Source organism: Nonomuraea sp. IBHARD001 (assembly GCF_056106265.1).
The window spans coordinates 5,491,546-5,515,366 of sequence record NZ_JBWBBW010000002.1 but is presented as its reverse complement, the minus strand read 5'-3'; the positions used below and the strand labels follow the sequence as shown (position 1 = coordinate 5,515,366).

The 23,821-nt window shown below is 71.6% G+C and carries 23 protein-coding genes; 18 read left to right on the top strand and 5 right to left on the bottom strand.

Annotated elements, in window-relative coordinates:
• The 13 genes from sufC to ACTWNK_RS27125 all read left to right on the top strand — a co-directional run bounded on the left by sufC (position 1) and on the right by ACTWNK_RS27125 (position 13,311).
• A complete protein-coding gene (gene sufC / locus ACTWNK_RS27185; protein ID WP_474307382.1) occupies positions 1-747 on the top strand; it encodes a Fe-S cluster assembly ATPase SufC in 747 nt (248 codons plus the stop codon).
• Positions 747-2,009: a cysteine desulfurase gene (locus tag ACTWNK_RS27180; protein ID WP_474307381.1), complete on the top strand. Its 1,263-nt coding sequence runs from the start codon at positions 747-749 to the stop codon at positions 2,007-2,009. Before sufC ends, ACTWNK_RS27180 begins: the two co-directional genes overlap by 1 nt.
• A 2-nt stretch (positions 2,010-2,011) precedes the next feature.
• Positions 2,012-2,452 carry a Fe-S cluster assembly sulfur transfer protein SufU gene (sufU, locus tag ACTWNK_RS27175; RefSeq protein ID WP_474307380.1) on the top strand — a complete coding sequence of 147 codons (441 nt, stop codon included), beginning with the start codon at positions 2,012-2,014 and terminating at the stop codon, positions 2,450-2,452.
• Complete coding sequence (locus ACTWNK_RS27170; RefSeq protein WP_474307379.1) at positions 2,449-2,814, top strand: metal-sulfur cluster assembly factor; 366 nt, start codon at positions 2,449-2,451, stop codon at positions 2,812-2,814. Before sufU ends, ACTWNK_RS27170 begins: the two co-directional genes overlap by 4 nt.
• 419 nt (positions 2,815-3,233) lie before the next feature.
• Positions 3,234-5,147 carry a DEAD/DEAH box helicase gene (locus ACTWNK_RS27165; protein WP_474310992.1) on the top strand — a complete coding sequence of 638 codons (1,914 nt, stop codon included), beginning with the start codon at positions 3,234-3,236 and terminating at the stop codon, positions 5,145-5,147.
• 231 nt (positions 5,148-5,378) lie between these two features.
• Positions 5,379-7,826: a glycoside hydrolase family 2 protein gene (locus tag ACTWNK_RS27160; protein WP_474307378.1), complete on the top strand. Its 2,448-nt coding sequence runs from the start codon at positions 5,379-5,381 to the stop codon at positions 7,824-7,826.
• A gap of 38 nt (positions 7,827-7,864) precedes the next feature.
• Complete coding sequence (locus tag ACTWNK_RS27155) at positions 7,865-8,128, top strand: phosphoribosyl-ATP diphosphatase (RefSeq protein ID WP_474307377.1); 264 nt, start codon at positions 7,865-7,867, stop codon at positions 8,126-8,128.
• A gap of 60 nt (positions 8,129-8,188) precedes the next feature.
• Entirely contained in the window at positions 8,189-9,034 is an 846-nt protein-coding gene (hisG, locus tag ACTWNK_RS27150) for an ATP phosphoribosyltransferase (protein ID WP_474307376.1), read from the top strand.
• A gap of 88 nt (positions 9,035-9,122) precedes the next feature.
• Positions 9,123-9,824, top strand: coding sequence for a carbonic anhydrase (locus tag ACTWNK_RS27145; RefSeq protein ID WP_474307375.1), 702 nt, complete (start codon positions 9,123-9,125; stop codon positions 9,822-9,824).
• 136 nt (positions 9,825-9,960) lie between these two features.
• The gene (locus ACTWNK_RS27140) at positions 9,961-10,845 is read left to right on the top strand and encodes an ABC transporter ATP-binding protein (RefSeq protein WP_474307374.1); all 885 of its coding nucleotides are present in this window, start codon (positions 9,961-9,963) and stop codon (positions 10,843-10,845) included.
• A gap of 2 nt (positions 10,846-10,847) precedes the next feature.
• Positions 10,848-11,567 carry an ABC transporter permease gene (locus tag ACTWNK_RS27135; RefSeq protein WP_474307373.1) on the top strand — a complete coding sequence of 240 codons (720 nt, stop codon included), beginning with the start codon at positions 10,848-10,850 and terminating at the stop codon, positions 11,565-11,567.
• Positions 11,564-12,700: a sensor histidine kinase gene (locus ACTWNK_RS27130; RefSeq protein ID WP_474307372.1), complete on the top strand. Its 1,137-nt coding sequence runs from the start codon at positions 11,564-11,566 to the stop codon at positions 12,698-12,700. Before ACTWNK_RS27135 ends, ACTWNK_RS27130 begins: the two co-directional genes overlap by 4 nt.
• A complete protein-coding gene (locus tag ACTWNK_RS27125; RefSeq protein WP_474307371.1) occupies positions 12,697-13,311 on the top strand; it encodes a response regulator transcription factor in 615 nt (204 codons plus the stop codon). Before ACTWNK_RS27130 ends, ACTWNK_RS27125 begins: the two co-directional genes overlap by 4 nt.
• An 18-nt stretch (positions 13,312-13,329) precedes the next feature.
• On the opposite strand, the gene ACTWNK_RS27120 is transcribed toward ACTWNK_RS27125, so the two are convergent.
• The 4 genes from ACTWNK_RS27120 to ACTWNK_RS27105 all read right to left on the bottom strand — a co-directional run bounded on the left by ACTWNK_RS27120 (position 13,330) and on the right by ACTWNK_RS27105 (position 18,702).
• A complete protein-coding gene (locus ACTWNK_RS27120; protein ID WP_474307370.1) occupies positions 13,330-14,298 on the bottom strand; it encodes an alpha/beta hydrolase in 969 nt (322 codons plus the stop codon).
• Positions 14,295-16,043: a glycoside hydrolase family 3 protein gene (locus ACTWNK_RS27115; protein WP_474307369.1), complete on the bottom strand. Its 1,749-nt coding sequence runs from the start codon at positions 16,041-16,043 to the stop codon at positions 14,295-14,297. Before ACTWNK_RS27115 ends, ACTWNK_RS27120 begins: the two co-directional genes overlap by 4 nt.
• A gap of 114 nt (positions 16,044-16,157) precedes the next feature.
• Entirely contained in the window at positions 16,158-17,303 is a 1,146-nt protein-coding gene (locus tag ACTWNK_RS27110) for a PucR family transcriptional regulator (protein WP_474307368.1), read from the bottom strand.
• Positions 17,304-17,385: 82 nt separating this feature from the next.
• Complete coding sequence (locus ACTWNK_RS27105) at positions 17,386-18,702, bottom strand: aminotransferase class V-fold PLP-dependent enzyme (protein ID WP_474307367.1); 1,317 nt, start codon at positions 18,700-18,702, stop codon at positions 17,386-17,388.
• An 85-nt stretch (positions 18,703-18,787) separates the two neighbouring features.
• Here ACTWNK_RS27105 and ACTWNK_RS27100 point away from each other — a divergent pair, with 85 nt between their 5' ends.
• Together ACTWNK_RS27100 and ACTWNK_RS27095 are read left to right on the top strand one after the other, a co-directional pair.
• The gene (locus ACTWNK_RS27100; RefSeq protein ID WP_474307366.1) at positions 18,788-19,363 is read left to right on the top strand and encodes a TetR/AcrR family transcriptional regulator; all 576 of its coding nucleotides are present in this window, start codon (positions 18,788-18,790) and stop codon (positions 19,361-19,363) included.
• A gap of 40 nt (positions 19,364-19,403) precedes the next feature.
• Positions 19,404-19,799, top strand: coding sequence for a nuclear transport factor 2 family protein (locus tag ACTWNK_RS27095; protein WP_474307365.1), 396 nt, complete (start codon positions 19,404-19,406; stop codon positions 19,797-19,799).
• 3 nt (positions 19,800-19,802) lie between these two features.
• Here the strand turns inward: ACTWNK_RS27095 and ACTWNK_RS27090 are convergent, their stop codons facing one another.
• On the bottom strand, positions 19,803-20,888 hold the full coding sequence (locus tag ACTWNK_RS27090; RefSeq protein ID WP_474307364.1) for an EAL domain-containing protein: 1,086 nt from the start codon (positions 20,886-20,888) through the stop codon (positions 19,803-19,805).
• A gap of 137 nt (positions 20,889-21,025) precedes the next feature.
• Between ACTWNK_RS27090 and ACTWNK_RS27085 the strand changes: the two genes are divergently transcribed.
• The 3 genes from ACTWNK_RS27085 (at position 21,026) to ACTWNK_RS27075 (ending at position 23,761) form a co-directional block, all read left to right on the top strand.
• The gene (locus ACTWNK_RS27085; protein ID WP_474307363.1) at positions 21,026-21,712 is read left to right on the top strand and encodes an acVLRF1 family peptidyl-tRNA hydrolase; all 687 of its coding nucleotides are present in this window, start codon (positions 21,026-21,028) and stop codon (positions 21,710-21,712) included.
• Between the two features lie 121 nt (positions 21,713-21,833).
• A complete protein-coding gene (locus tag ACTWNK_RS27080; protein WP_474307362.1) occupies positions 21,834-23,432 on the top strand; it encodes an ABC-F family ATP-binding cassette domain-containing protein in 1,599 nt (532 codons plus the stop codon).
• Positions 23,433-23,545: 113 nt separating this feature from the next.
• The gene (locus tag ACTWNK_RS27075; protein WP_020547488.1) at positions 23,546-23,761 is read left to right on the top strand and encodes a helix-turn-helix domain-containing protein; all 216 of its coding nucleotides are present in this window, start codon (positions 23,546-23,548) and stop codon (positions 23,759-23,761) included.
• Positions 23,762-23,821: the final 60 nt, after the last annotated feature.

Sequence of the window (23,821 nt, the reverse complement as noted above, 5' to 3'; positions counted from 1 at the left end):
ATGTCCACCCTTGAGATTCGTGACCTGAAGGTCGCCGTCGAGGACAAGGAAATCCTGCGCGGCGTCAACCTGACCGTGAAGGCGGGCGAGACCCACGCCATCATGGGCCCCAACGGCTCGGGCAAGTCCACCCTCGCCTATGCGATCGCCGGTCACCCGAAGTACACCATCACCGGCGGTGAGGTGCTGCTCGACGGCGTCGACCTGCTGGAGCTGACCGTCGACGAGCGTGCGCGCGCCGGACTGTTCCTGGCCATGCAGTACCCCGTCGAGGTGCCGGGCGTCAGCGTCTCCAACTTCCTGCGCTCGGCCGTCACCGCCATGAGCGGCGAGGCGCCCAAGCTGCGCGTGTTCGCCAAGGACCTCAAGAGCGGCATGGACGCGCTGTCCATCGACGCGGCCTTCGCCCAGCGCAACCTCAACGAGGGCTTCTCCGGCGGCGAGAAGAAGCGCCACGAGATCCTCCAGCTGGAGCTGCTCAAGCCGAAGATCGCAGTGCTCGACGAGACCGACTCCGGCCTCGACGTCGACGCCCTGCGCGTGGTCTCCGAAGGCATCAACCGCTTCCGCGCGGGCGGCGAGACCGGCGTCCTGCTGATCACGCACTACACGCGGATCCTGCGCTACGTGAAGCCCGACTTCGTGCACGTCTTCTCCGGCGGGCGCATCGTCGAGCAGGGCGGCCCCGAGCTGGCCGACAAGCTGGAGGCCGAGGGCTACGAGCAGTACGTGAAGGCCTCCGCCTGATGAGCATCCCCAGCTTTGACGTGGACAGGATCAGGAAGGACTTCCCGATCCTGTCCCGCGAGCTGCCCGGCGGCAGGCCGCTGGTCTATCTCGACTCGGGCAACTCCTCACAGAAGCCGACGCAGGTCATCGACGTCATGCGCGATCACCTCGCCCTGCACTACAGCAATGTCGGCAGGGCGATGCACGCGCTGGGCGCGGAGTCGACCGAGGCCTACGAGCGGGCGCGTGACACGATCGCGGCCTTCGTCGGCGCGCCGTCGCGCGATGAGGTGATCTTCACGAAGAACGCCTCGGAGGCGCTCAACCTCCTGGCCTACTCCTTCGGCAACCCGCTCAACGACGACCCGCGCTTCCGCATGGGTCCGGGCGATGAGATCGTCATCTCCGAGATGGAGCACCACTCCAACATCGTGCCGTGGCAGCTGCTGGCCCAGCGCACGGGGGCGACGCTGCGCTGGTTCCCGGTGACCGACGAGGGCAGGCTCGACCTGTCCGGTCTCGACGACCTCGTCACCGAGCGCACGAAGATCGTGTCGATCGCGCACCAGTCCAACGTGCTCGGCACCGTCAACCCGGTCGCCCAGGTGCTGGCCAGGGTGCGTGAGGCCGGGGCGCTGCTGGCGCTGGACGCCTCGCAGTCGGTGCCGCACCACCCGGTCGACGTCGCCGCGCTCGGCGCGGACTTCGTGGCCTTCACCGGGCACAAGATGGTCGGGCCCTCGGGGATCGGCGTGCTGTGGGGCAGGCGCGAGCTGCTCGACGCCATGCCGCCCTTCCTCGGCGGTGGCGAGATGATCGAGGCGGTCTGGATGGACCACTCGACGTTCGCGCCGGTGCCGCACAAGTTCGAGGCGGGCACGCCGCCGATCGTCGAGGCCATCGGGCTCGGCGCGGCGGCCGACTACCTCAGCGGCATCGGGATGGACGCGATCGAGGCGCACGAGCGCACGCTGACCGCCTACGCGCTCGACGCCCTGCGTGAGATCGAGGGGCTGAAGGTGATCGGGCCCGAGTCGCTGCAGGAGCGCGGTGGCACGGTGTCGTTCACCCTGGCCGGGATTCATCCGCACGACGTGGGGCAGATCCTGGACGACCGGTTCGGCGTCGCCGTACGTGTCGGGCATCACTGCGCCAGGCCGCTGCATCTGAGGTTCGGAATACCCGCGACCACGCGGGCGTCGTTCTACCTGTACAACACCACGGACGAGATCGACGCACTGGTGCGCGGCCTCCACCACGTCAAGAAGGTGTTCGCCTAGCCATGATCGCCGAGTCGATGTACCAGGAGCTGATCCTGGAGCACTACAAGCATCCGCAGGGCCGGGGGCTGCGTGACCCCTACGACGCCGAGGTCCACCACGTGAACCCGACCTGCGGCGACGAGATCACGCTGCGCGTCAAGCTCGGCGACGGTGGCAAGATCGAGGATGTCTCCTACGACGGCCAGGGCTGTTCGATCAGCCAGGCCGCGGCCTCGGTGCTGCACGAGCTGACCACGGGCTCGTCGGTCGAGGAGAGCCTGTCGGTGGTCGAGGAGTTCACCCGCCTGATGCAGGGCAGGGGACAGGTCGAGGCCGACGAGGAGGTGCTCGGCGACGCGGTGGCGTTCGCCGGGGTGGCCAAGTTCCCCGCGCGGGTCAAGTGCGCCCTGCTGTCGTGGATGGCCTACAAGGACGCTGTTGTGAGGAGCGCGGGCGCATGAGCAAGCCGGTAGAGACCCCCACCGTCGGATACGACGGCGACACCAACCTCGACGAGGTCATGGAGGCGCTCAAGGACGTCGTCGACCCCGAGCTCGGGATCAATGTCGTCGACCTCGGCCTCATCTACGGTGTCAACCTCGACCCGGGTGAGGAGGGCGGCAGGCCGATCGCGACCATCGACATGACGCTGACGAGCGCGGCCTGTCCGCTGACCGACGTCATCGAGGACCAGGCCAACTCGGCCCTGGACGGCATGGTCTCCGCTGTGAAGATCAACTGGGTCTGGCTGCCGCCGTGGGGCCCCGACAAGATCAGTGATGAGGGCCGCGACCAGTTGCGTATGCTAGGATTCAATGTCTGATCATTTCAGACTGCCTGTCTGGCTGGCACCTCGGTGCCAGCCGCTTCAGCGTGCCACGCTCCGGAAAGTCCGGGTCGTTCGCGGGAATACGGCGTAGCTTTCCGCGCGTTGGCACCAAGTGCACCTGACGCAGTCATATGCGTAGCCGCCTGCGGCCGGCACCTGGGTGCGCGTCGATGGCCCTCCATCGGGAGAATCTCTGGTGAGATCCTCCGGCGGGAGGATGCCGTCCCCACCCCACCGCGGCCTATCCGCGGAACCCCGCGGCCCCCTGCGGAGGAAACCCCGGCTGCCAGCCGCGGATCCTCCCGGTCTCTCGCGTGGAACGTTCACCGGTACGGCATGTCGCCGTACACCCCGGCTCGTCCTTTTCGCAGAAGTGACGCGCCACTTCGACTGAAAGGCACGACTTCGTGACCATGCTTGACGCTGCCATGCCCGAAACCGCCGACGAGATCGCTCCCGTGAGCGGCCTGTCCGAGTTCGAGCTGCTCGGCCTGCCGAAGCCGCTTGTGACCGGACTCTCGCGGCAGGGCATCGACAGCCCGTTCCCCATCCAGCAGGCGACCATTCCCGATGTGCTCGCTGGTCACGACGTGCTCGGACGCGGTCAGACCGGCTCGGGCAAGACGCTCGCGTTCGGCCTGCCCACCATGGCCCGTATCTCCGGCACCCGTCCCAGGCCCGGACACCCCCGCGCCGTCATCCTCGTGCCCACCCGTGAGCTCGCCCTGCAGGTGCACGACGCCCTTGAGCCGCTCGGCCGTGGGCTGTCGCTGCGCATGAAGGTCGTCGTGGGCGGTATGTCCATGGGCAAGCAGGTGGAGGCGCTGCGCCGCGGCGTCGATGTGATCATCGCCACTCCCGGCCGTCTCGGCGACCTCATCCGGCAGGGCGAGTGCTCGCTGTCGGAGGTCGAGGTGACCGTCCTGGACGAGGCCGACCACATGTGCGACCTCGGCTTCTTCCCGGTCGTGACCGAACTGCTCGCCCAGACGCCCGAGTCGGGCCAGCGCCTGCTGTTCTCGGCCACGCTCGACGGCGACGTCGACAAGCTGGTGCGCCGCTTCCTCAAGGACCCGATCACGCACTCCATCGCCCCGGCCACCTCGCCGGTCGACACCATGGAGCACCACGTCGTCCAGGTGACCCGTGACGACAAGTTCGACATCACCGCCGAGATCGCCAACCGCGAGGGCAGGACGATCATCTTCTGCCGTACGCAGCATGGTGTCGACCGGCTGTGCAAGCAGCTGGCCAGGGTCGGCATCAAGTCCGGCGGCCTGCACGGCGGCAAGCGCCAGAACCAGCGCACGCGCATCCTGGCGGAGTTCAAGGAGGGCCAGGTCGACGTCCTGGTCTGCACCGACGTCGCGGCCCGCGGCATCCACGTCGACAACATCAGCCTCGTGCTGCACGTCGACCCGCCGCAGGACCACAAGAGCTACCTGCACCGCGGTGGCCGCACCGCACGCGCCGGCGAGAAGGGCACGGTCATGACGCTCGTGCTGCCGAACGAGCGCCGCTCCACCGACGCCCTGACCCGTCGCGCCGGTATCCAGCCGTTCCGCCTCAAGGCCACGCCGGGTCACCCCCGTCTGGCCGAGGTCGCGGGCGCCCGTGTACCGAGCGGCGAGCCGGTCCCGGTGTGGGAGCCCGACACCCGCAAGCCGCTGCGCCCGCGCCGCGACAACCACGCCGGTGGCGGCGAGCGTCGCCCGCGTCGTCCGCGCCGTGAGTTCGAGGGTGAGGACCGCCGTCCGCGCCGTCACGACGGTGAGGACCGCGGCCCCCGCCGCTTCCACGCGGGCCCGCCCCGCGAGGACCGTCCGTTCGGCGACGACCGCGCGCCGCGCACCGGAGCCCGTGACGACCGTGGCGGTCGTGGCGGCTACCAGGGCGGCGCCGAGCGGCCCGCCACCGGCGGCGGCTACCGTGGCGAGCGCGCCCCGCGTGCGTTCGGCGACGACAGGGGCCCGCGCACCGGCGTCCGCGACGACCGCGGCAGCCGTGGCGGCTACCAGGGCGGCGGCGACCGTGGCGGCTTCCGCTCCGACAACCGCACCGACACCCGTGCCGACACCCGTGCCGACACCCGTGGCGACGACCGAGGCCGTCCCTTCTCGGCCGACCGAGGCTTCCGCGACGACCGCGCCCCCCGTACGTTCGGCGACGACCGCGCGCCGCGCACCGGCGACCGTGGCGCTCGCGGCGGTTTCCAGGGTGAGCGCGGCGGCGACCGCGGCCGTCCGTTCTCGGCCGACCGCGGCACCGGCACCGGCGGCGGCTTCCGCTCCGACCGTGGCAACGCCGCACGCCGCTTCGGCCGCTGATCCCAGGCCGGACCCGCCCGGCCGTTGAACGATGACCACAGCCCGTCCCGCTCCCTCCTGGGAGTAGGGCGGGCTGTGTGCTTTGCGCAACGATGCCCACAGCCCGTCCGGCTCTCTACCGGTGGGAGGGCGGGCTGTGGGCTTTGGCAACGATGCCCACAGCCCGTCCGGCTCCCTACCAGGGGAGGGCGGGCTGTGGGCTTATGTGATGTTTGGGTTTAATGGGCGACCATGCGACTGTTGCACGATTCCTGGACCCTGACCGCCGTCTCCGGACCCCACGCCGGACTGAGCGCACCCGCCGCCGTCCCGGGAGTCGCACACACCGCCCTGCGTACGGCCGGCCTCATCCCCGACCCCTACCGCGACGACAACGAGACGCACCTGGCCTGGATCGGCAGGACGACCTGGCGCTACGAGACGGCCTTCACCTGGACGCCGGGCGAGCACACGCGGGCCGACCTGGTGTGCGAGGGGCTGGACACCGTGGCGAGCGTGGAGCTCAACGGCGTCGTGGTCGGCGCGACGGCCAATATGCACAGGTCCTACCGCTTCGACGTCCGTGAGGCGCTGAGGCCGGGCCACAACCGGCTGGCCGTGACGTTCGACTCGGCCTACGACTACACCGAGGACATGATCGAACGGCTCGGCGCCAGGCCAGGCGCGTATGCGGAGCCGTACAACATGATCAGGAAGATGGCCTGCAACTTCGGCTGGGACTGGGGGCCGACGCTGGTGACGGCCGGGATCTGGCGGCCGATCGGCCTGCACGAGTGGAGCGGCGTCCGGATCGCCTCGGTACGGCCGCTGGTGACGCTGGACGGCGGCGCGCGCGTGGAGGCGCACGTTGAGCTGGAGTGGGCGGACGGCGCGACCGCCACCGAGGTCTCGGCCGAGGTCGCGGGCGTGCGGGTGAGCGCGCTCGTGCCGCCCGGCCGCACGTCGGCGGTCCTGACGGCCGAGGTGCGCGACCCGGAGCTATGGTGGCCACTCGGCTACGGCGAGCAGCCGCTGTACGACGTGGTGGTGCGAGCGGGCGAGGCGGCTGAGTGGCGTGGGCGCGTCGGGTTCAGGTCGGTGCGGCTCGACACCGCCGAAGGGGCGTTCACCCTGGTCGTCAACGGCATGCCGCTGTACGCCAAGGGCGTCAACTGGATCCCGGCCGACTGCTTCCCCGGCACGCTCGGCCGGGCCGACTACGCCAGGGCGCTCGGCGAGGCCGTCGAGGCGGGCGCGAACCTGGTCAGGGTGTGGGGCGGCGGCATCTACGAGAGCGACGACTTCTACGACCTGTGCGACGAGCTCGGCCTGATGGTCTGGCAGGACTTCCTGTTCGCCTGCGCCGCCTACCCGGAGGAGGAGCCGTTCGCCGCCGAGGTCGAGGCGGAGGCGCGCGAGGCGCTGACCCGGCTGGCCCCGCATCCCAGCCTGGTGCTGTGGTGCGGCAACAACGAGAACATCTGGGGCTACTTCGACTGGCAGTGGCGTGAGCCCCTCGCGGGCCGTACCTGGGGTGAGGGCTTCTATCTCGGCCTGCTGCCCCGCGTGTGCGCCGAGCTCGACCCCACGCGGCCGTACTGGCCGGGCAGCCCGTACTCCGGCTCGATGGAGCGCCACCCGAACGACCCGGCGGTCAACAGCTGCCACATCTGGGATGTGTGGAACGAACGCGACTACACCGCCTACCGCGACTACCGGCCCAGGTTCGTCGCCGAGTTCGGTTACCAGGCGCCTCCCGCGTACGCCACGCTCAGGGCGGCCCTGTCCGACGAGCCGCTCGCCCCGGACTCGCCCGGCATGCTGCACCACCAGAAGGCCGACAGGGGACAGGCCAAGCTCACCGCGGGCCTGCTGGCGCACTTCCCCGAGCCGCACACGTTCGACGACTGGCTGTATCTGACCCAGGTCAACCAGGCCAGGGCCATCGGGCTCGGCGTCGAGCACTTCCGTTCGCTGTGGCCGCACTGCGCAGGTGGGGTGGTGTGGCAGCTCAACGACTGCTGGCCCGTCACCTCGTGGGCGGCGGTCGACGGGGCGGGCAGGCGCAAGCCGATGTTCCACGCGCTGCGCCGTGCCCATGCCGACCGGCTGCTGACCGTGCAGCCGAGGGACGGCGCACCGGCGCTGGTGGCGGTCAACGACAGCGCGCTGGCCTGGGAGGTCTCGGTGCGCGCGGTGCGTCAGGAGTTCGGCGGGCGGGTGCTGGCGACGCGCGAGCTCACCCTGACGGTGCCGCCGCGCGGCGCGGTGACGACACCGCTCGGCGACGTGGCCGTCGCGGGGGAGCCGTGCCGCGAGGTGCTGGCGATCGTCGATCCGGAGGCGGGTGACGGCCCGGCGGCGGCGCTGTGGTTCTTCGCCGTGGACCGGGACCTGGAGCTCGGGCGGGCGCGTTTCGACGCCGAGGTGAGCAGGCCGGGCCCGGGGATCACCCGCGTTCGGGTGCTGGCGCACACGCTGGTACGCGATCTGGCGCTCTTCCCCGACCGGCTGGACCCGGCCGCCGAGGTCGACGACCAGCTCGTGACGCTGCTGCCGGGACAGAGTGTCACGTTCACCGTCAGATCGGCCGTCGACCTCGACGAGCGCGCCCTGACCAGCGCACCCGTGCTGCGGTGTGTCAACGAGGTCGTCTCGCCTGCCGGACCGCCCGCCTCGCCCGTCTCCGGAGGCCGCTAGGCTAGACGGGCACACCCGGCCGACCGTCGAGAGAGACCATGAAGACCTTCGAAGAGCTGTTCGCCGAGCTGTCAGAGAAGGCGCGCACCCGGCCCGAGGGCTCGGGCACCGTGGCCGCGCTCGACGCAGGCGTCCATGCCATCGGCAAGAAGGTCGTCGAGGAGGCCGCCGAGAGCTGGATGGCGGCCGAGCACGAGGGCAGGGAGCGGGCCGCGGAGGAGATCTCCCAGCTGCTCTACCACGTGCAGGTGCTGATGCTGGCGCGCGGCATCGGGCTGGACGAGGTCTACAAGCATCTGTAGGGCGCACCGCGCGCCCGCACGTGCCCCCAAGGACCCCCGCTCCAGCCCGAGGACTCAGCCATGCTCCGACTCGCCGTTCCCAACAAGGGCGCGCTCAACGACGCCGCCCAGACCATCCTGAAGGAAGCCGGATACCGCCAGCGCAAGGACAGCAAGGAGCTCGTCGTCATCGACGAGGAGAACTCCTGCGAGCTGTTCTTCCTGCGACCGCGTGACATCGCCGTCTATGTCGGCGAGGGCACGCTCGACGCCGGGATCACCGGCCGTGACATGCTCATCGACTCCGGCTCGCCCGCCGAGGAGATCATGCCGCTCGGCTTCGGCGGCTCGACCTTCCGCCTGGCCTCGGCCGCCGGGTCCATGACCTCGGTCAAGGACCTGCAGGGCCTGCGGATCGCCACCTCCTACGCCGGGCTGCTCGGCCGCTACCTGGCCGACAGCGGTGTCGACGCCCGGGTGATCAAGCTGGACGGCGCGGTCGAGACCGCGATCAGGCTGGGTGTGGCCGACGCGGTCGCCGATGTCGTGGAGACCGGCACCACACTGCGCAATGTCGGCCTCGAGGTGTTCGGTGAGCCGATCATGCGCTCGGAGGCGGTGCTGATCAAGCAGGAGGGCGGCCCGCTCTCGACCGGTGTGGGACAGCTCGTCCGCAGGTTGCAGGGCGTCCTGCACGCGCGTGACTACGTCATGATGGACTACGACATCCGGGCCGAGCGCATCGAGGAGGCCATCGCGATCACCCCCGGCATGGAGGGGCCGACGGTCTCCCCGCTGCATCGGGAGGGCTGGGTCGCGGTGCGCGCGATGGTGCCGCGCAAGGGCCACCAGCAGGTGATGGACCAGCTCTGGGACATCGGCGCGCGGGCCATCCTGGTCACCGCGATCTACGCCTGCCGCCTGTAGGAAGGGCTGTCAAGCCGCCGTCCCGGTGATCTTGGAGTGAGCGCGCGGACTATGGCGGCGTTGCCGGGCGGAACGTCATCATGTCGCTGTGCGTAACGAATCGAACACGCGCCGTGCGCTTCTGCTCGCCGGTGCCGCCCTGACCTGTGCCGGGTTCGTCTCCGGCGTCGCCTTCGGCCGTGAGGCGCCTGCCGTACCCGATGAGGGGGGCACGCCCGGCACACCGGCGCAGGCGTGGGAGGCGTTGCTGGCGGGCAACAGGCGGTGGGTGTCGGGCGCGGTGCGCCACCCGCACCAGGACAGGGAGCGCAGGCGGCTGGTGGCGGCGGGGCAGGCGCCGTTCGCGGTGGTGCTGTCGTGCATCGACTCGCGGGTGCCGCCCGAGGTGGTGTTCGACGCGGGAGTCGGCGACGTGCTCGTGGTGCGCACCGCGGCGCAGACGATCGACCCGCTGGTGGTGGGCGCGGTCGCCTACGGCCCCGAGGACCTGCACGCGCCGCTCGTGCTCGTACTCGGTCATCAGCGCTGCGGCGCGGTCACCGCCGCGGCCAGGGCGCTGCGGGAGGGGCGTGAGCTGCCGGGCGAGCTGCAGCGCATCGTGGAGGCGCTGCGGCCCGCGTACGAACGTTCGGGCGGCGAGAACGAGGCCATGGTCAGGCAGCACACGCTGGCGGCCGTCGCCGAGCTGCGCGCCGATCCGCTGCTGTCGCACCTGGTCGGGACCGGACGGCTCGGCGTCATGGGCGCGCACTACTCACTGGACACCGGCCAGGTCACCCGCGTCGTCTGAGTCGGCCCGTGCTGCCTGACCCCCGCGTTGCCTGACACTCGCGCTGCCTGATACTCGCGTTGCCTGACAAATGTCATGGTCAGCACTGGACGGGCGGCACTGCCGGGGGTGGGGGCGCGCTCCTAGCGTGGAAGGCATGAACGCCATCGAATTCCACGACGTCAGCCGCTCCTACGGCGACGTCCTGGCCGTGGACGCGCTCAGCCTGGCCGTCGAGCCCGGGCAGACCGTCGCCCTGCTCGGGCCCAACGGCGCGGGCAAATCCACCTCGATCTCCATGCTGCTCGGCCTGCTGCGCCCGACCTCGGGACACATCCGCGTGTTCGGCTCGACGCCGGACGAGGCGGTCGCGGCCGGGCAGGTCGGCGCGATGTTGCAGAGCGGCGAGCTCATCCCCGAGCTGACCGTCGCCGAGCTCGTCGACTTCGTGCGCAGGCTGTACCCGGCTCCTCCGGCGCTCGGCGAGCTGCTGGAGCTGGCCGACCTCGGCGAGCTGGCCGGGCGCAGGGCGGGCGCGCTGTCCGGGGGGCAGGCCCAGCGGGTCAGGTTCGCCCTGGCCGTCGCGGGCGCGCCCCGGCTGCTGGTCCTCGACGAGCCGACGGCCGCCATGGACGTGGAGTCGCGCCTGCGCTTCTGGGCCGCCATGCGCGAGTACGCCGCCGGTGGGCGCACGGTGCTGTTCGCCACCCACTACCTGGAGGAGGCCGACGAGCACTCCGACCGGGTCGTGGTCATCGCCGGGGGAAAGCTCGCCGCCGACGGCACCGCGGCCCAGATCAAGGCGCGCGGCGGCCACCAGAGCGTGCGCTTCCGGCTCGGCGCCCAGCCCACGGCCGGTCTGGACACGCTGCCCGGCGTGACGGGCGTGGAGTTCGGCGGCGGCCTGGTCACCCTGCGCACCGCCGACCAGGACGCCACCGTGGCGGCGCTGTACCGGGACACGACACTCGACGTGCGCGGGCTCAGCCTCGGCGGCGCCGATCTGGAGGAGGCCTTCCTCCAGCTGACGAGGGAGCACTGACGATGGGCGCCTACATCCGGATCGAAGTCCTGCGCATGCTGCGCAACCGCAAGTACGTCATCTTCGTCGTGGGCTTCCCCGTGCTGTTCTACGTGCTGTTCTCCGCCATATTCGGCGGCGACCCGAAGGCCGCGCTGATCATCATGGTCTCGATGGCCGCCTACGGCGCGCTGGCCGCCTCGATGATGAGCACCGCGGTGCCGTGGGCGCAGGAACGGCAGAGCGGCTGGCTGCGGCAGCTGCAGATCACGCCGCTGCGCTCCTGGAAGATCATCGCGACCAAGCTGGTCGCCGGCATGCTGCTCGTCCTGCCCGCCCTGGTGCTCGTCGCGCTCGTCGCCGTGCTCACCAGGGGCGTCTCGCTCGGGCTGGGGCAGTGGGCCGTGCTGCTGGCCGTCATGTGGCTCGGGGCGCTGCCGTTCGCGGCGCTCGGCCTGACGATCGGGTCGCTGCTGCGGGCCGACGCCGCCCAGTCGGCCACGATGGTCGCCATGTTCGGGCTGGCCATCCTGGGCGGGTTGTGGTTCCCCTACGACCAGCTGCCGTCGTTCCTGCAGACGGTGGCCGCGGTGCTGCCCAGCTACCACTACGCCGACCTCGGCCAGTACGTCGCCGCCGGGGCGACGCCGCCCGCGGCCGACCCGCTGGTGCTGGGCGCGTGGGGGCTCGCGCTCGGGGCGTCGGCGCTCCTCGCCTACCGCCGGGCTACCCTACGCACGTGAAGCTGCCCAGCCGCACCGGAGCGGGCCGCGAGGCGCCGTCGTCGCGCAGGGGACGGCTGGCGGGTGTCTCGCTCGGCCTGGTGTACCTCTTCTACCCGATCACCGAGATCGCCTCGGGCGCGGTCTCGGGCGCGAAGGCGGCGTGGGGCCTGGCCTCGATCATCGTCTTCATCGGCCTCTATCTGGCCGTCGTGCTCACCGCGCGCAACATGGGCGACCCGGGCGGCCCGACCGGCCCGCTGATCGCGGCGACCGCACTGCTGGCCGTGGTGCTGCCGCTGATCTTCGGCGGCGGCTGGCTGGCGCTGCCCATCTACGTGGCGGTGCTGATGGCGATGGCACTGCCACCCAGGGCCTCCCTGTACGGCGTGGCCGCCATGGGCGCGGTCGTCATCGTCGACGGGCTGGTCATCGGGGCAGACTGGGCGGCGATCGCCCTGCTGCTGCTCCAGGTCGTGACGCTCGGCGTGCTGTTCACCAGTGTGCGCAACACGCGGCTGCTGGTGACGCAGCTGCACGACGCCCAGGGGGAGGTCGCCAGGCTCGCCGCGTCCGAGGAGCGGCTGCGCATCGCCCGCGACCTGCACGACCTGCTCGGCCACAGCCTGTCGCTGATCGTGCTGAAGAGCGAGCTGGCCGGGCGGCTCGCCGGTTCGGACCCGGTGCGCGCCGAGCTCGGCGACATCGAGGCGGTGGCGCGCAAGGCCCTGGTGGAGGTGCGTGAGGCCGTCACCGGCTACCGGGGACGCGGCCTGGCGCAGGAGCTCGACGGAGCCGCCGAGGTGCTGCGCGCCGCCGGGGTGCACGAGGTGGTCCGCACCAGCGGCACCCCACTGCCCGGCGCGCTCGACGGCGTGTTCGGCTGGGCCGTACGCGAAGGAGTGACGAACGTGGTGCGGCACGCGGGGGCGACGCGCTGCGAGATCGACGTGACGTGGGACGGCGAGCACGCCAGCCTGCAGATCGTCGACGACGGCCGGGTGCTCACCCCCGGACCGGTGGAGATGGGCTCGGGCCTGCTCGGCCTGCGCGAGAGGGTGCAGGCGTGCGGCGGCTCCCTGGAGGCGAGGGCACTCCAGGGCGGATTCCGGCTGCGCGCCGAGGTTCCGGCTCCCGCGCGGGCACGGGCATGAGCGAGCCGATCAGGGTCGTCCTGGCCGAGGACCAGGCGATGGTACGTGGCGCGCTGGCCTCGCTGCTCGGCCTCGAGGACGACCTGCGGGTCGTGGGGGAGGCGGCCGACGGCGAGGAGGCCGTGGCCGTGGCCAGGGCGACCCGGCCCGACGTCGTGCTGCTCGACATCGAGATGCCGGGCGTCGACGGGATCACGGCCGCGGCCAGGCTGGCGAGCGAGGCGCCCGGGTGCAAGGTGATGATCCTGACCACGTTCGGCAGGCCGGGCTATCTGCGCAGGGCCATGGAGGCGGGCGCGGTGGCGTTCCTGGTGAAGGACGCGCCCGCGCGTGAGCTGGCCTCGGCCATCAGACGGGTGCACGCGGGGGAGCGGGTCATCGATCCCGGCCTGGCCGCCGCCGCGCTCAGCGCCGGGCCCAACCCGCTCTCACCACGCGAACGCGACGTGCTGGCCGCCGCCGCCCGCTGTCCCACGATCGGCGACATCGCCTCGGCCCTGCACCTGTCGGAGGGCACCGTGCGCAACTACCTGTCGGCGGCGATCCAGAAGACCCACACCCGCAACCGCAACGAGGCCGCCCGCCGCGCACGCGAACAGGGCTGGCTCTGACGGCCGCCCTCGTCCCCCTCAGGGAAGAGGGAGCTCCGGGCCGATGAGGGTGCCCTCGAAGGCGCGGCGCAGGACGGCCGCGCGCATCTCCGGCACGAGTGTCGCGCTCAGCGTGCCCGGCACGATCCAGCCGCCGTGCCCCAGCGCCAGCAGTCGCACGGCCGCGGCGGGCACACCGGCCTCGTGCAGCCTGACCAGGTAGCGCTCGCCCTGATCGCGCAGCGGGTCGTGCTCGGCCACCAGGACGAGCGCGGGCGGCAGCCCGGACAGATCGGGTGCGAGCAGCGGCGAGACGTAGGGGTCGGCCGCGTCGCCGCCGGAGGCGAGGTAGTGCCCGGCGAACTCCAGCACCGCCTCGCCGCTCAGCGAGCCCACCCGCCCCTCGGCCGTGTTCGCCTCCGGCCGCAGGTCGAGCGCGGGCGCGTCGAGCAGTTGCACAAGCGGCATCGGCAGGCCCCTGTCCCTGGCCGCCAGGCACAGCGCCGCCGCCAGGTTGCCGCCCGCGCTGGCGCCGCACACGGCCCGCCTGGCCGGGTCCAGGTCCAGCTCGGCGGCATGGTCGAGGATCCACGCGTAGGCGGTGACGCAGTCGTCGAGCGGTGTGGGGTAGGGATGCTCGGGGGCCAGGCGGTAGTCGACCGAGGCCACGGCGCACGGCGTCAGCGTGTGCAGCGGGCCGCACTCCACCTCGCCGGTGTCCAGGTCGCCCTGGACCCAGCCGCCGCCGTGCAGGAACACCAGCACGGGGGCGGGGCCGGGCAGACTCCTCGGCCGCAGGATCCTGACCGTGATCTCGCCGCCCTCGACCGGCACCCGGTGGTGCTCGACCGACACATCGGGATCGGGCGCGGGCATCGCCAGGCGCATCCCGGCCGCCGCCCTGGCCCGGCGCTCGGCGAAGTCGGCGGGCGGCGGCGGTGGCGGCCCGGCCGACGCGAACGCCTCGAACAGCCTGCGCACGACCGGGTCCACATGGTGAGGGGTCACAGTCCTGCTCCCAGCGGGTAGAGGGGATGGGCACTCTCCTGCGGCACGTCCGCACGCCCCGCCTTGACCTCGGCGACCGAGCGCGGCAGCTGGAACGGCAGCCGCCCCTTCGCCTCGGCCCTGCCGAACAGCACGTCGAGCACGGCCTCGTCGGCGGCGCCGTACACCGCGACCAGGGCGGCGGCGTGCTCGGCCAGTTCGGGGATGACGGCGGGCCGGTCCAGGTCGATCACCACGACCGTGGGCAGCGCGCCCAGCAGCTCCAGCAGCTCGGCCAGGCGATCGGCGGGGAAGTCGAGCCTGCCGCCGCGAAACAGCGACTCGAACCAGTCGCCGCCCGGCTCGTACGGGGTCGACAGGCGCACGATCGCCACGTCGGCGCGCTCACGCGGGGCCGATGTGACGCCCCAGCCGGACAGGTCGGCCCGAAAGCCCTCGGTATGCACGCGCAGGCCGGGACGCAGCGGCAGGATCGGCGGTGCGGCGGGCCTGCCGGGGTCGAGCGAGGCGTTCTTCAGCACGGTCGCCGAAGCCCGCTGGGCGGCCAGGCCCTCGGCCCGGAACGCGGCGCCTCCCACGATCTCGTCGGCCAGGCCGGCGTCGACGTACGGGTCGTCGAACAGGCCGAGTGCGAACTTCTCGCGCAGCAGCCGCCGCACCGACTCCTCCACGCGCTCCTCGGTGAGGCGGCCCGAGCGCACCAGCTCGACGACCAGTTCGGGGCAGTGCTCGCCGCCGAGCTGGTCGGCCCCGGCCTCGACGATCCGCGCGACGCGCTCGATCGGCGTGGCCTCCTCCAGGCCCCAGGCCCTGGCGGGCATCGCCGTACCGAACATCTCCCGGTCCGACACCAGCGTCCAGTCGGTGCACACGATGCCGTCGAAGCCGAGCTCGCCGCGCAGCAGCCCGGTGATCACTCCTTTGTTGAAGCCGAAGCCCACCTGCTCGTAGGAGGTGCCGACCGGCATCCCGTAGTACGGCATGACCTGGGTCGCGCCCGCGTTCAGCACGGCGCGGAAGGGCAGCAGGTGGTGGTCGAACATGCCGCCCGGGTAGACCTGCTCGCGCCCCGAGGCGAAGTGCGGATCGCGCCCGCCGAGCTGGGGGCCGCCGCCGGGGAAGTGCTTGACCATGGCCGAGACGCTCCTCGGCCCGAGCGAGGGCCCGCCGCGCAGGCCCTTGAGGTAGGCCACGCCCAGCCGCGAGGTCAGCTCGGCGTCCTCGCCGAAGGTGCCGCGTATGCGCGACCAGCGCGGCTCGGTGGCCAGGTCGAGCTGGGGATGCAGGGCCAGCCTGATGCCGACGGCGAGGTACTCCCTGCGCACGACGTCCCCGAAGCGGCGGACGAGGTCGTCCTCGCCGATCGCGGCCAGGCCGAGCGCCTCGGGCCACTGCGAGAACGGCCCGGCCTTCATCGAGGCGGCCGGGTTGTCGGCGAAGGCGTGGCGCGGGTCGCTCGACAGTGTGACGGGGATGCCGAGCCTGGTGGCGGCGGCCATCTCCTGCAGCTCGTTGTGCCAGGCCGCGATCCGGCCGGGCGTGGTGCCGGCGCTGTAGAGGTTGAAGTGCGTCATGTGCCTGCCGGTCACCATCTCCTCGGTGGTGGGCAGGCTCACCCCTCGCGGGTAGCCGTCCATCACCACGAGGGTGTGGAACATCTGGCCCGCCTTCTCCTCCAGCGTCATCCTGGCCAGCAGATCGGCCACCCGCAGTTCGACGGGCAGCGAAGCGTCACGGTAGTTCATCGGCCCTCCTCGGCGATCGGGCCCGCCGCCTGCACGGGCGGCGGCGACCCGTCCCGATCCTGTGCGAGGCGGGCCGGTGCCGTCACTAGGCCGGTGACGTGGCTTCGGGGCCGCCTATTGGGCGTCCGCACAATCGGCCAGCCGATACGCCAGCATCGCCGTGTGCAGCGCCGCCACGTCGGCGGGCCTGGTGAGCGCTCTCCCGGTGAGCTGTTCGACCCTGGCCAGCCGGTTGCGCACGGTGTTGCGATGGCAGTACAGCCGCCTGGCCAGCCCGCTCGCCGAGCCGTCGCCGGCCAGCCAGGCCTCAAGGGTCTGCAGCAGCTGCGCGGTGTCGTGCCTGCCGAGCAGCGGCCCGAGCACGGCCTTGACCATCCGCTCGCCCAGCTCGGGGCTGGCCGCCACCAGGGCGCCGACCGGCCGCAGGTCCACGCTGGTCGCGCCGGACCCGCCCGGCGGCAGGCTCGCCCTGGCCAGCGTCGCCAGGCGCAGCGCCGTCGCACTGTCGTGCAGGTGCTCGTAGGCGGGGCTCACCCCGGCCCGGCCGTGCGCCCTGCCCTCACGGGGGAAGGCGCCGATCACGGCGTCGGGCCCGGCCGCGAGCAGCCCCACCTGGTCGTCCCTGCGCAGGCGCCACGCCCCGCGCAGGCCCCACAGCGCGGGCGCGACGCCGAGGTCGGCGACCACGCACACGTAGGGGCCGCGCGCGGGCAGGCCGAGCGCGTGCGCGGAGCCGCCCAGGGCGTTCCAGTCGCTGGTCCTGCCCTCGATCAGCGAGTCGAGCAGCACCAGGCGACGGCGTTCGTCCTGGCGGGCGAGCTCGGTCAGCGTCTCCTTGTAGCTGTCGGTCACGGCGACGGAGTAGGCGTCGACGAGCAGCCACACCGTGGTCATCGAGGTGGCGAGCCGCTCGACGGGGAAACCCGGATCGGCGGTCGCGCGCTCCACCAGCCCCTCCCAGATCACCCGGAAGCCGATGCGGTAGGCGTGCAGCAGCGCGCCGAGCGGCACCCCCTGCGCGGCCCTACGCCTGGCGGTCTCGCGCGAGGCGGTCGTCTGCGGCGCGCGCTGCTCGGCCAGGTCGAGCAGCTGCGAGCGGAGGTTGCGCTCGTTGTGCTCGCGTACCTCGGCCAGCCGTGCCGGGTCCATCCGGGCGTAGGTCTCGTCCTCGGTCACGATCGCCTGGAAGATGCGGTCGGCCAGGCCGGTGGTGTCCTGCAGCATGTCGGCGGCCAGCCGCGACATCAGCGGGTCGTGCATGGGGCCGAGCCTACGCCCGCCCTGTGCGCGTGCACAGTGCTCGTGCATAGGGCTCTGTGCACGGGGCTCGTGCACAGGGCGCTCACTTCAGCGTGGCGACCGCCTTGACGACCTGGTCGACCTCTTCGGGGGTGTTGACGATGCTGGTCCCGAAACGCAGGTAGACCTCGCGGTAGGGCGTCGTACTGGCCAGGATCCTGTGCTGCTCACGCAGCCTGCCCACGGCCTCGTACGGCTGCACGCCCGCGAGCGAGCAGCACACCAGGCCCGCCGACAGCTCGGCCGATCGCGGCGTGACCAGGGTGACGCCGGGCAGTGCGGCCAGGCCGTCCTTCAGGCGGGTGGCGAGCTCCTGCGTGCGCTGCTGGATGCGCTGCCTGCCGATGGCGTAGTGCAGGTTCACCGCCTCGGTCACCGCCCAGCGGTGCTCGTAGGCCTTGTACCCGCCGGGCGAGCCGAGCAGCCCGCCGGGCCCCTGCGGTGTGGTGCCGTCGATCCAGGCCTGCAGGGCGGGACCGCTGAAGCTCGGGATGACCGGGCTGACCTGCTCCCACGCCCTTCCCCAGAGCACGCCGGTGCCGCGCGGGCCGAACATCCACTTGTGCGTGCCGCTGGCCAGGAAGTCGCAGCCGAGGTCGCCCACCTCGTCGGCGACGGCGCCGAAGCCGTGCACGCCGTCGACGCACAGCAGCGCCCTGTCCTTCGCCTCGCGTCCCTCGTTGGCCTCGGCGAGCATGTCGGCGATCGCCCTGACCGGCAGGCGCACGCCCGTGCTGGAATGCACCCAGGTGATGGCGACGATCCTGGTCGAGGGGGTGAGCCCGGCCTTGAGGCGCGAGACGATCTGGTCGGCGGACGCCGTGGCCGCGTCGTCGTAGAGGGTGACCCTGGTGACCTTCGCGCCGGTGCGTTCGGCCAGCAGCCTGAGGTTCTCGTGGGTGGCGTAGAAGTCGTGCTCGGTGGTCAGCACGCTCTGGCCCGGTCGCAGTTTGAAGCCGGAGTACAGCAGGCCGAGCCCCATCGTGGTGCTGTCGGTCAGCGCCACCTCGCCCGCCCTGGCGCCGAGGAAGCCCTCGACGGCCGTCCTGGCCTCGCCGTCCCTGTCCTGCTCCAGGTAGGCCTCGACATCGGCGTCGAGCCCCTCGCGGTGGCGTCGCACGGCCTCGCGCACGGTGGCCGGATGGCTGGCCAGGACGAACGCCGCCAGGTGCGCGTAGCCGGGCCGTAGGGCGAACTGGCCGCGTACCTGGGTCCAGTCGTGCGGGTCGAAGGGGGCGTCGGCGCCGCTCGCGGCGGGTTTCGGCGGGGCCTCGTCGGTGGTGCATGCGGTGAGCGCGGCCCCCGCGCCTGCCAGCAGCCCGGCGCCGATGAGGGCGCGCCTGCCCAGTTCCTGCGTCACGCCTCCTGTCTAACGCGCGCGGCGGCGCGGTGCCCAGCGGGCGCGGCAAGTCGTGATCGATCCGATGTGCCGTTACCGTGCCGCCATGGGACGTCCAGCGAAGTTCGGCAGCGACCAGATCCTCGACGCGGCCGCGGCCCTGGCCGCCGAGTCCGGCCACCAGGCGGTCACGGTGACCGCCATCGCCGCCAGGATCGGCGCTCCGAGCGGCTCGATCTACCACAGGTACGGCTCACGCGACGTGCTGCTCGCGCATCTGTGGATCCGCTCGGTCCGGCGTTTCCAGGAGGGCTTCCTGCTGGCGGCCGGGCACGAGGACCCGGTCGAGGCGGCGCGTGCCGCGGCCGAGCACGTGGTGGCGTGGGCGGCGGCCCATCCCGACGAGGCCAGGCTGCTGCTGCGCCACGACGCCGACGAACTGCGCGAGCGCTGGCCGGCCGAGCTCGGCCGTGAGCTGGCCGGGCTCAACACCGCGGCCGAGGCGGCGATGGCGGGCCTGGCGGCCAGGCTGGAGCGGCCCGACGCGATGGAGCGCCTCACGCTGGCGCTGGTCGACCTGCCGATGGCGGCCGTACGCAGGCACGTGCTGGCGGGCCGCGAGGTGCCGCCGGGCGCGGCGGGACTGGTCGCGGTTGCGGCGCGAGCCCTGTTGGAGGCATAGTTCTAGAGAACACTCTCTAAAACTGGGATGGTGACAGTCCATGGATGTCGAGGACAGGGCCACGATCAAGCGCATGTACCAGGCGTTCGCCGATCACGACGCCGTCGAGCTGCTGCGGGGGCTGGCTCCCGAGTTCGTGCTCAACGTGTCGGCCGGCATGCCACTGGGCGTCGGCGGCACGCACCACGGCCCGGAGGCGGCGTTGCGCGACTGCTGGGGGGTGATCTTCGGCGCCTACGACACCGCGCCCTACCCCGACGACTACCACTGGCTCGACGACGGCGTCGTGGTCACCGGGTACTACCGGGGGACGCGCAGGTCGGACGGCGAGCGCTACCAGGCCTCCTTCGCCCACATCCTGCGCATGCGCGACGGGCTGGTCGTCGAGGGCACGCAGATCACCGACACGGCGAGCTGGAGCCCGCCGGTCGGCTGAGACCTACTGGCGCATGGCGGCGACGTGCCTGATCAGGTCGCTCACCCGCACGATGCCGAGGCAGCGGTTGAGCTCGTCGGTGACCACCAGGTCGTCGTAGACGCGCGTCGCCTCCCTGCCCGCCACCTGCATGGCGGCGACGGCGGGCGTGGTCCTCGGCAGGGAGCGCGGCGGGTCGGCCAGGCGCAGGGCGGGCTTCCTGCCGTGCAGCGCGTGGCCGTACCTGCCGGCGAACGACAGCAGGAACCTGCTGCGGTCCAGGCTGCCCTTGGGGCGCTGGTACTCGTCGACGACGATGATGCTGGTGATCGAGGGCTCGCTGCCGAACGTCTCCGCGACGTCCTCGGCCGTCGCCGTCTCCGGCAGGGTGACCGCGGGCAGCAGCAGCTCCTGCACGCGCGGGCCGAGCATGGCCGACATCGGCGTCTGCTCGGGCACGGGCAGCGGCACGTGCACCCGCCCGTCGGGCCCCGGCCGCAGCAGCGGCCCCTGCGCCAGCCGTACCCCCCAGCCGCGCACGGCCACCAGCTGGGCCTCCTCGCTCACCCCCGGCGTCAGCACGTGCGCGCCGATCCCGCGCGCGAGCGCGACCAGCGACTCGGCCACGCCACTGCGCCGCTGGTCACGCGGAATGCGCGCGATGAGCTCGGGCGAGACCACGACCAGGTACGGCGAGGCGTCGGCGAGCAGGTCGAGCGGCACATGGCCGGTGCCCAGGTCGCCGAAGGCGATGAGGTAGCCGATGGCCCGCAGGCCGTCGAGCCCCACCAGCAGGGCCCTGCGTTCGTCCTCGCCCACCTCTCCCTTGACCTTGACGATGATCTCTCGGGGTCGCCTGCCCGACCTGCGCATCGCCTCGTGCAGCGGTGCGAGCGCTCCCGAACCACCGATCACGGCGGAGGCGGGCAGGTCGATGACGAGCGGGAGCAGGGCCTCGTGGGCCGCTGCGTCCAGACAGGAGCCAACGCTCTCGGCGATGTCTCCGCGCGGGTCGGCCGTCGCGTGCAGGGCGATGACGCCCCCGGTGTCGAGATCGACGATGGGGGCCACGTCCGCGGCGGTGGCCAGAAGAGAGGTGTGGGGCGACACGCTCTGATGCTCCTTCCGATTCCCTCGGTTACATAAGGCCATTGAAAGGGAATTCACCGACTTTTCGCTGCGAGTTCCCCACTAAAGACAGACTTCCTACCAAAAAGCGGGGGGATAACTCCGATAGCCTTGAATGCATGACGGCACGACCGGCCAAAGGCGGGGGGCGCTGGGTGTCGGTGGCGCCCCGGCGCGTCGAGGGCTGGATCGCCGGATTCGCCGAGCGGCACGGCGCTCCGGTCACGGTGACCGCCGAGCCCGCGGGGGACGAAGGCGTGCGGACGCTCGCCCTGACGGCCGCCGACGGCGCACTGGCCGAGTGCCATGTGCCCTTCCCGCCGCTGACCTGCGCGCCGGGCGGCGAGCTCGACGCCCTGGTCGCGCACGTGAAGCGGGAACGGCTGGTCGGGGTGGTCCTGGTCAGGCTCGGCGGTTACGCGGCGGGCGTGTTCAGGGGCGAGGACCTGCTGGTCTCCAAGGTCGACAGCAGATACGTGCAGGGGCGCACGGCCGCGGGCGGCTGGTCGCAGCAGAGGTTCGCCAGGCGGCGGCAGAACCAGGCGGGCCAGACCCACGACGCGGCCGTCGAGACCGCCGCCCGCGTGCTCACGCCGTACCTGGGAGAGCTGGACGCGGTGGTGCTCGGCGGGGATCGCAAGGCGGTGGAGGCGCTGCGGCCCGACCGCAGGCTCGCCGGGCTGCTGGCCAAGGAGAGCGGGCCGTTCCTGACCGTGCCCGACCCCAGGCTGGCCGTGCTGCGCGACACTCCGCGCCTGTTCCTGGCCCTGCGGGTGCGTGTCGTCGACCCTCTGGACGCCGGATAAGGACGGGCGTGCGGCGCCGGGCGCGCCGTACACTGAAGGGTATGCACACTCCCGATTAGCCCGGCCTCGCGAGCCGCAGACGAACCTTTCTCTTTCCTAGCTCGGGAGTGTCTCTCTCACCATGATCATTGCCACGGACATCGAACTGCGCGCGGGTGCGCGCCTGCTCATCGAGGGCGCCTCGTTCCGGATCAACCCCGGCGACAAGATCGGCCTGGTCGGCCGCAACGGCGCGGGCAAGACCACGCTGACCAAGGTCCTCGCGGGCGAGGGCATGCCAGCCTCCGGCACGGTCACCACCACCGGCAGCGTCGGCTACCTGCCCCAGGACCCGCGCACCGGCGACCTGCAGGTGCTGGCCCGCGACCGCATCCTGTCGGCCAGAGGCCTGGACGAGGTGCTGCGCAAGCTGCGCATCGCCGAGGAGGGCATGTCCTCCACCGACCAGCGCGCCCGCGACAAGGCGGTCCGCCAGTACGGCAGGCTCGAGGACCAGATGCACGTGCTCGGCGGCTATGCGGCCGAGGCCGAGGCCGCCTCGATCGCCTCCAGCCTCGGACTGCCCGACCGGGTGCTCAAGCAGCCGCTCGCGACCCTTTCCGGAGGTCAGCGCAGGCGGGTCGAACTGGCCAGGATCCTGTTCAGCGGGGCCGAGACTCTCCTGCTCGACGAGCCGACAAACCACCTCGATGCTGACTCGATCGGCTGGCTTCGTGATTTTTTGCGATCACATCAGGGCGGCTTGGTGATCATCAGCCATGACGTGGGTCTTCTTGAAGCCACGGTCAACAAAGTCCTTCACCTCGACGCCAACCGCTGCGTGATCGACACCTACAACGTCGGCTGGAAGACCTACCTGCTGCAACGCGAGACCGACGAGAAGCGCCGCAAGCGCGAGCGCGCCAACGCCGAGAAGCAGGCGGGCGCGCTGATGGCGCAGGCCGACAAGATGCGGGCCAAGGCCACCAAGGCCAAGGCGGCCCAGGACATGGCCAGGCGGGCCCAGCGCCTGCTGGCCGGCACCGAGGAGGTCCGCCAGCAGGACAAGGTCGCCAAGCTGCGCTTCCCCGACCCCGCCCCGTGCGGCAGGACGCCGCTGCAGGCGGTCGAGCTGTCCAAGGCCTACGGCTCGCTGGAGATCTTCACCGACGTCGACGTCGCGATCGACAAGGGCCACCGGGTCGTCATCCTGGGCCTCAACGGCGCGGGCAAGACGACGCTGCTGCGCATCCTGGCGGGCATGGAACAACCCGACACGGGCGAGATCAGGCCTGGTCACGGCCTCAAGCTCGGCTACTACGCCCAGGAGCACGAGACGCTCGACGCCGGGCGCACGATCCTGGAGAACATGCGCTCGGCCGGTCCCGACGTGGCCGACGTCGACCTGCGCAAGGTGCTGGGCTCGTTCCTGTTCACGGGCGACGACGTGGAGAAGCCCGCGGGCGTGCTGTCGGGCGGGGAGAAGACCCGGCTGGCCCTGGCCACGCTGGTGCTGTCGAGCGCCAACGTGCTGCTTCTCGACGAGCCCACCAACAACCTCGATCCGGTTAGTCGCGAACAAGTTCTTAGTGCACTTAGGTCCTATTCTGGGGCGATTGTGCTGGTCACGCATGATGAAGGTGCCGTTGAGGCTCTATCACCAGATAGGGTGATCTTGCTACCAGACGGAACAGAAGACGCCTGGAGCGAGGAATTTTCCGATCTTGTGGCACTTGCGTGATCTTAATTTGAGCGGGTACGGATCTTTTCCCATGGAGTAGGTAGCCGATCCCGCAGAAATGACTGATCATGGCGGTGTAACGCTGCGGAAGTCTGGCACTACAGGAGGTACTCGTGGCCGAGACTCTGAAGAAAGGCACCCGGGTAACGGGGGCCGACCGTGAAAAACTGGCCGGTGATCTCAAGAAGCGCTACGCCGCGGGTGAGAGCATCCGCGCGCTCGCCGCGTCAACCGGCCGGTCCTACGGGTTCATCCACCGCATCCTGAGCGAGTCCGGCGTGACTCTGCGCGGGCGCGGCGGGGCCACCCGGGGCAAGTCCAAGCGCTAAGGCCGCCTCGGAACGACGCGACCGCAGCCGCTCGTCCCAGTCTGCCGGCCGTCGCGTCCG

What these genes read in the sequence shown, in the direction of transcription:
- sufC (WP_474307382.1), top strand. Translation starts at nt 1, where the DNA reads ATGTCCACCCTTGAGATTCGTGACCTGAAGGTCGCCGTCGAGGACAAG.
- ACTWNK_RS27180 (WP_474307381.1), top strand. Translation starts at nt 747, where the DNA reads ATGAGCATCCCCAGCTTTGACGTGGACAGGATCAGGAAGGACTTCCCG.
- sufU (WP_474307380.1), top strand. Translation starts at nt 2,012, where the DNA reads ATGATCGCCGAGTCGATGTACCAGGAGCTGATCCTGGAGCACTACAAG.
- ACTWNK_RS27170 (WP_474307379.1), top strand. Translation starts at nt 2,449, where the DNA reads ATGAGCAAGCCGGTAGAGACCCCCACCGTCGGATACGACGGCGACACC.
- ACTWNK_RS27165 (WP_474310992.1), top strand. Translation starts at nt 3,234, where the DNA reads ATGCTTGACGCTGCCATGCCCGAAACCGCCGACGAGATCGCTCCCGTG.
- ACTWNK_RS27160 (WP_474307378.1), top strand. Translation starts at nt 5,379, where the DNA reads ATGCGACTGTTGCACGATTCCTGGACCCTGACCGCCGTCTCCGGACCC.
- ACTWNK_RS27155 (WP_474307377.1), top strand. Translation starts at nt 7,865, where the DNA reads ATGAAGACCTTCGAAGAGCTGTTCGCCGAGCTGTCAGAGAAGGCGCGC.
- hisG (WP_474307376.1), top strand. Translation starts at nt 8,189, where the DNA reads ATGCTCCGACTCGCCGTTCCCAACAAGGGCGCGCTCAACGACGCCGCC.
- ACTWNK_RS27140 (WP_474307374.1), top strand. Translation starts at nt 9,961, where the DNA reads ATGAACGCCATCGAATTCCACGACGTCAGCCGCTCCTACGGCGACGTC.
- ACTWNK_RS27135 (WP_474307373.1), top strand. Translation starts at nt 10,848, where the DNA reads ATGGGCGCCTACATCCGGATCGAAGTCCTGCGCATGCTGCGCAACCGC.
- ACTWNK_RS27125 (WP_474307371.1), top strand. Translation starts at nt 12,697, where the DNA reads ATGAGCGAGCCGATCAGGGTCGTCCTGGCCGAGGACCAGGCGATGGTA.
- ACTWNK_RS27115 (WP_474307369.1), bottom strand. Translation starts at nt 16,043, where the DNA reads ATGAACTACCGTGACGCTTCGCTGCCCGTCGAACTGCGGGTGGCCGAT.
- ACTWNK_RS27110 (WP_474307368.1), bottom strand. Translation starts at nt 17,303, where the DNA reads ATGCACGACCCGCTGATGTCGCGGCTGGCCGCCGACATGCTGCAGGAC.
- ACTWNK_RS27100 (WP_474307366.1), top strand. Translation starts at nt 18,788, where the DNA reads ATGGGACGTCCAGCGAAGTTCGGCAGCGACCAGATCCTCGACGCGGCC.
- ACTWNK_RS27095 (WP_474307365.1), top strand. Translation starts at nt 19,404, where the DNA reads ATGGATGTCGAGGACAGGGCCACGATCAAGCGCATGTACCAGGCGTTC.
- ACTWNK_RS27085 (WP_474307363.1), top strand. Translation starts at nt 21,026, where the DNA reads ATGACGGCACGACCGGCCAAAGGCGGGGGGCGCTGGGTGTCGGTGGCG.
- ACTWNK_RS27080 (WP_474307362.1), top strand. Translation starts at nt 21,834, where the DNA reads ATGATCATTGCCACGGACATCGAACTGCGCGCGGGTGCGCGCCTGCTC.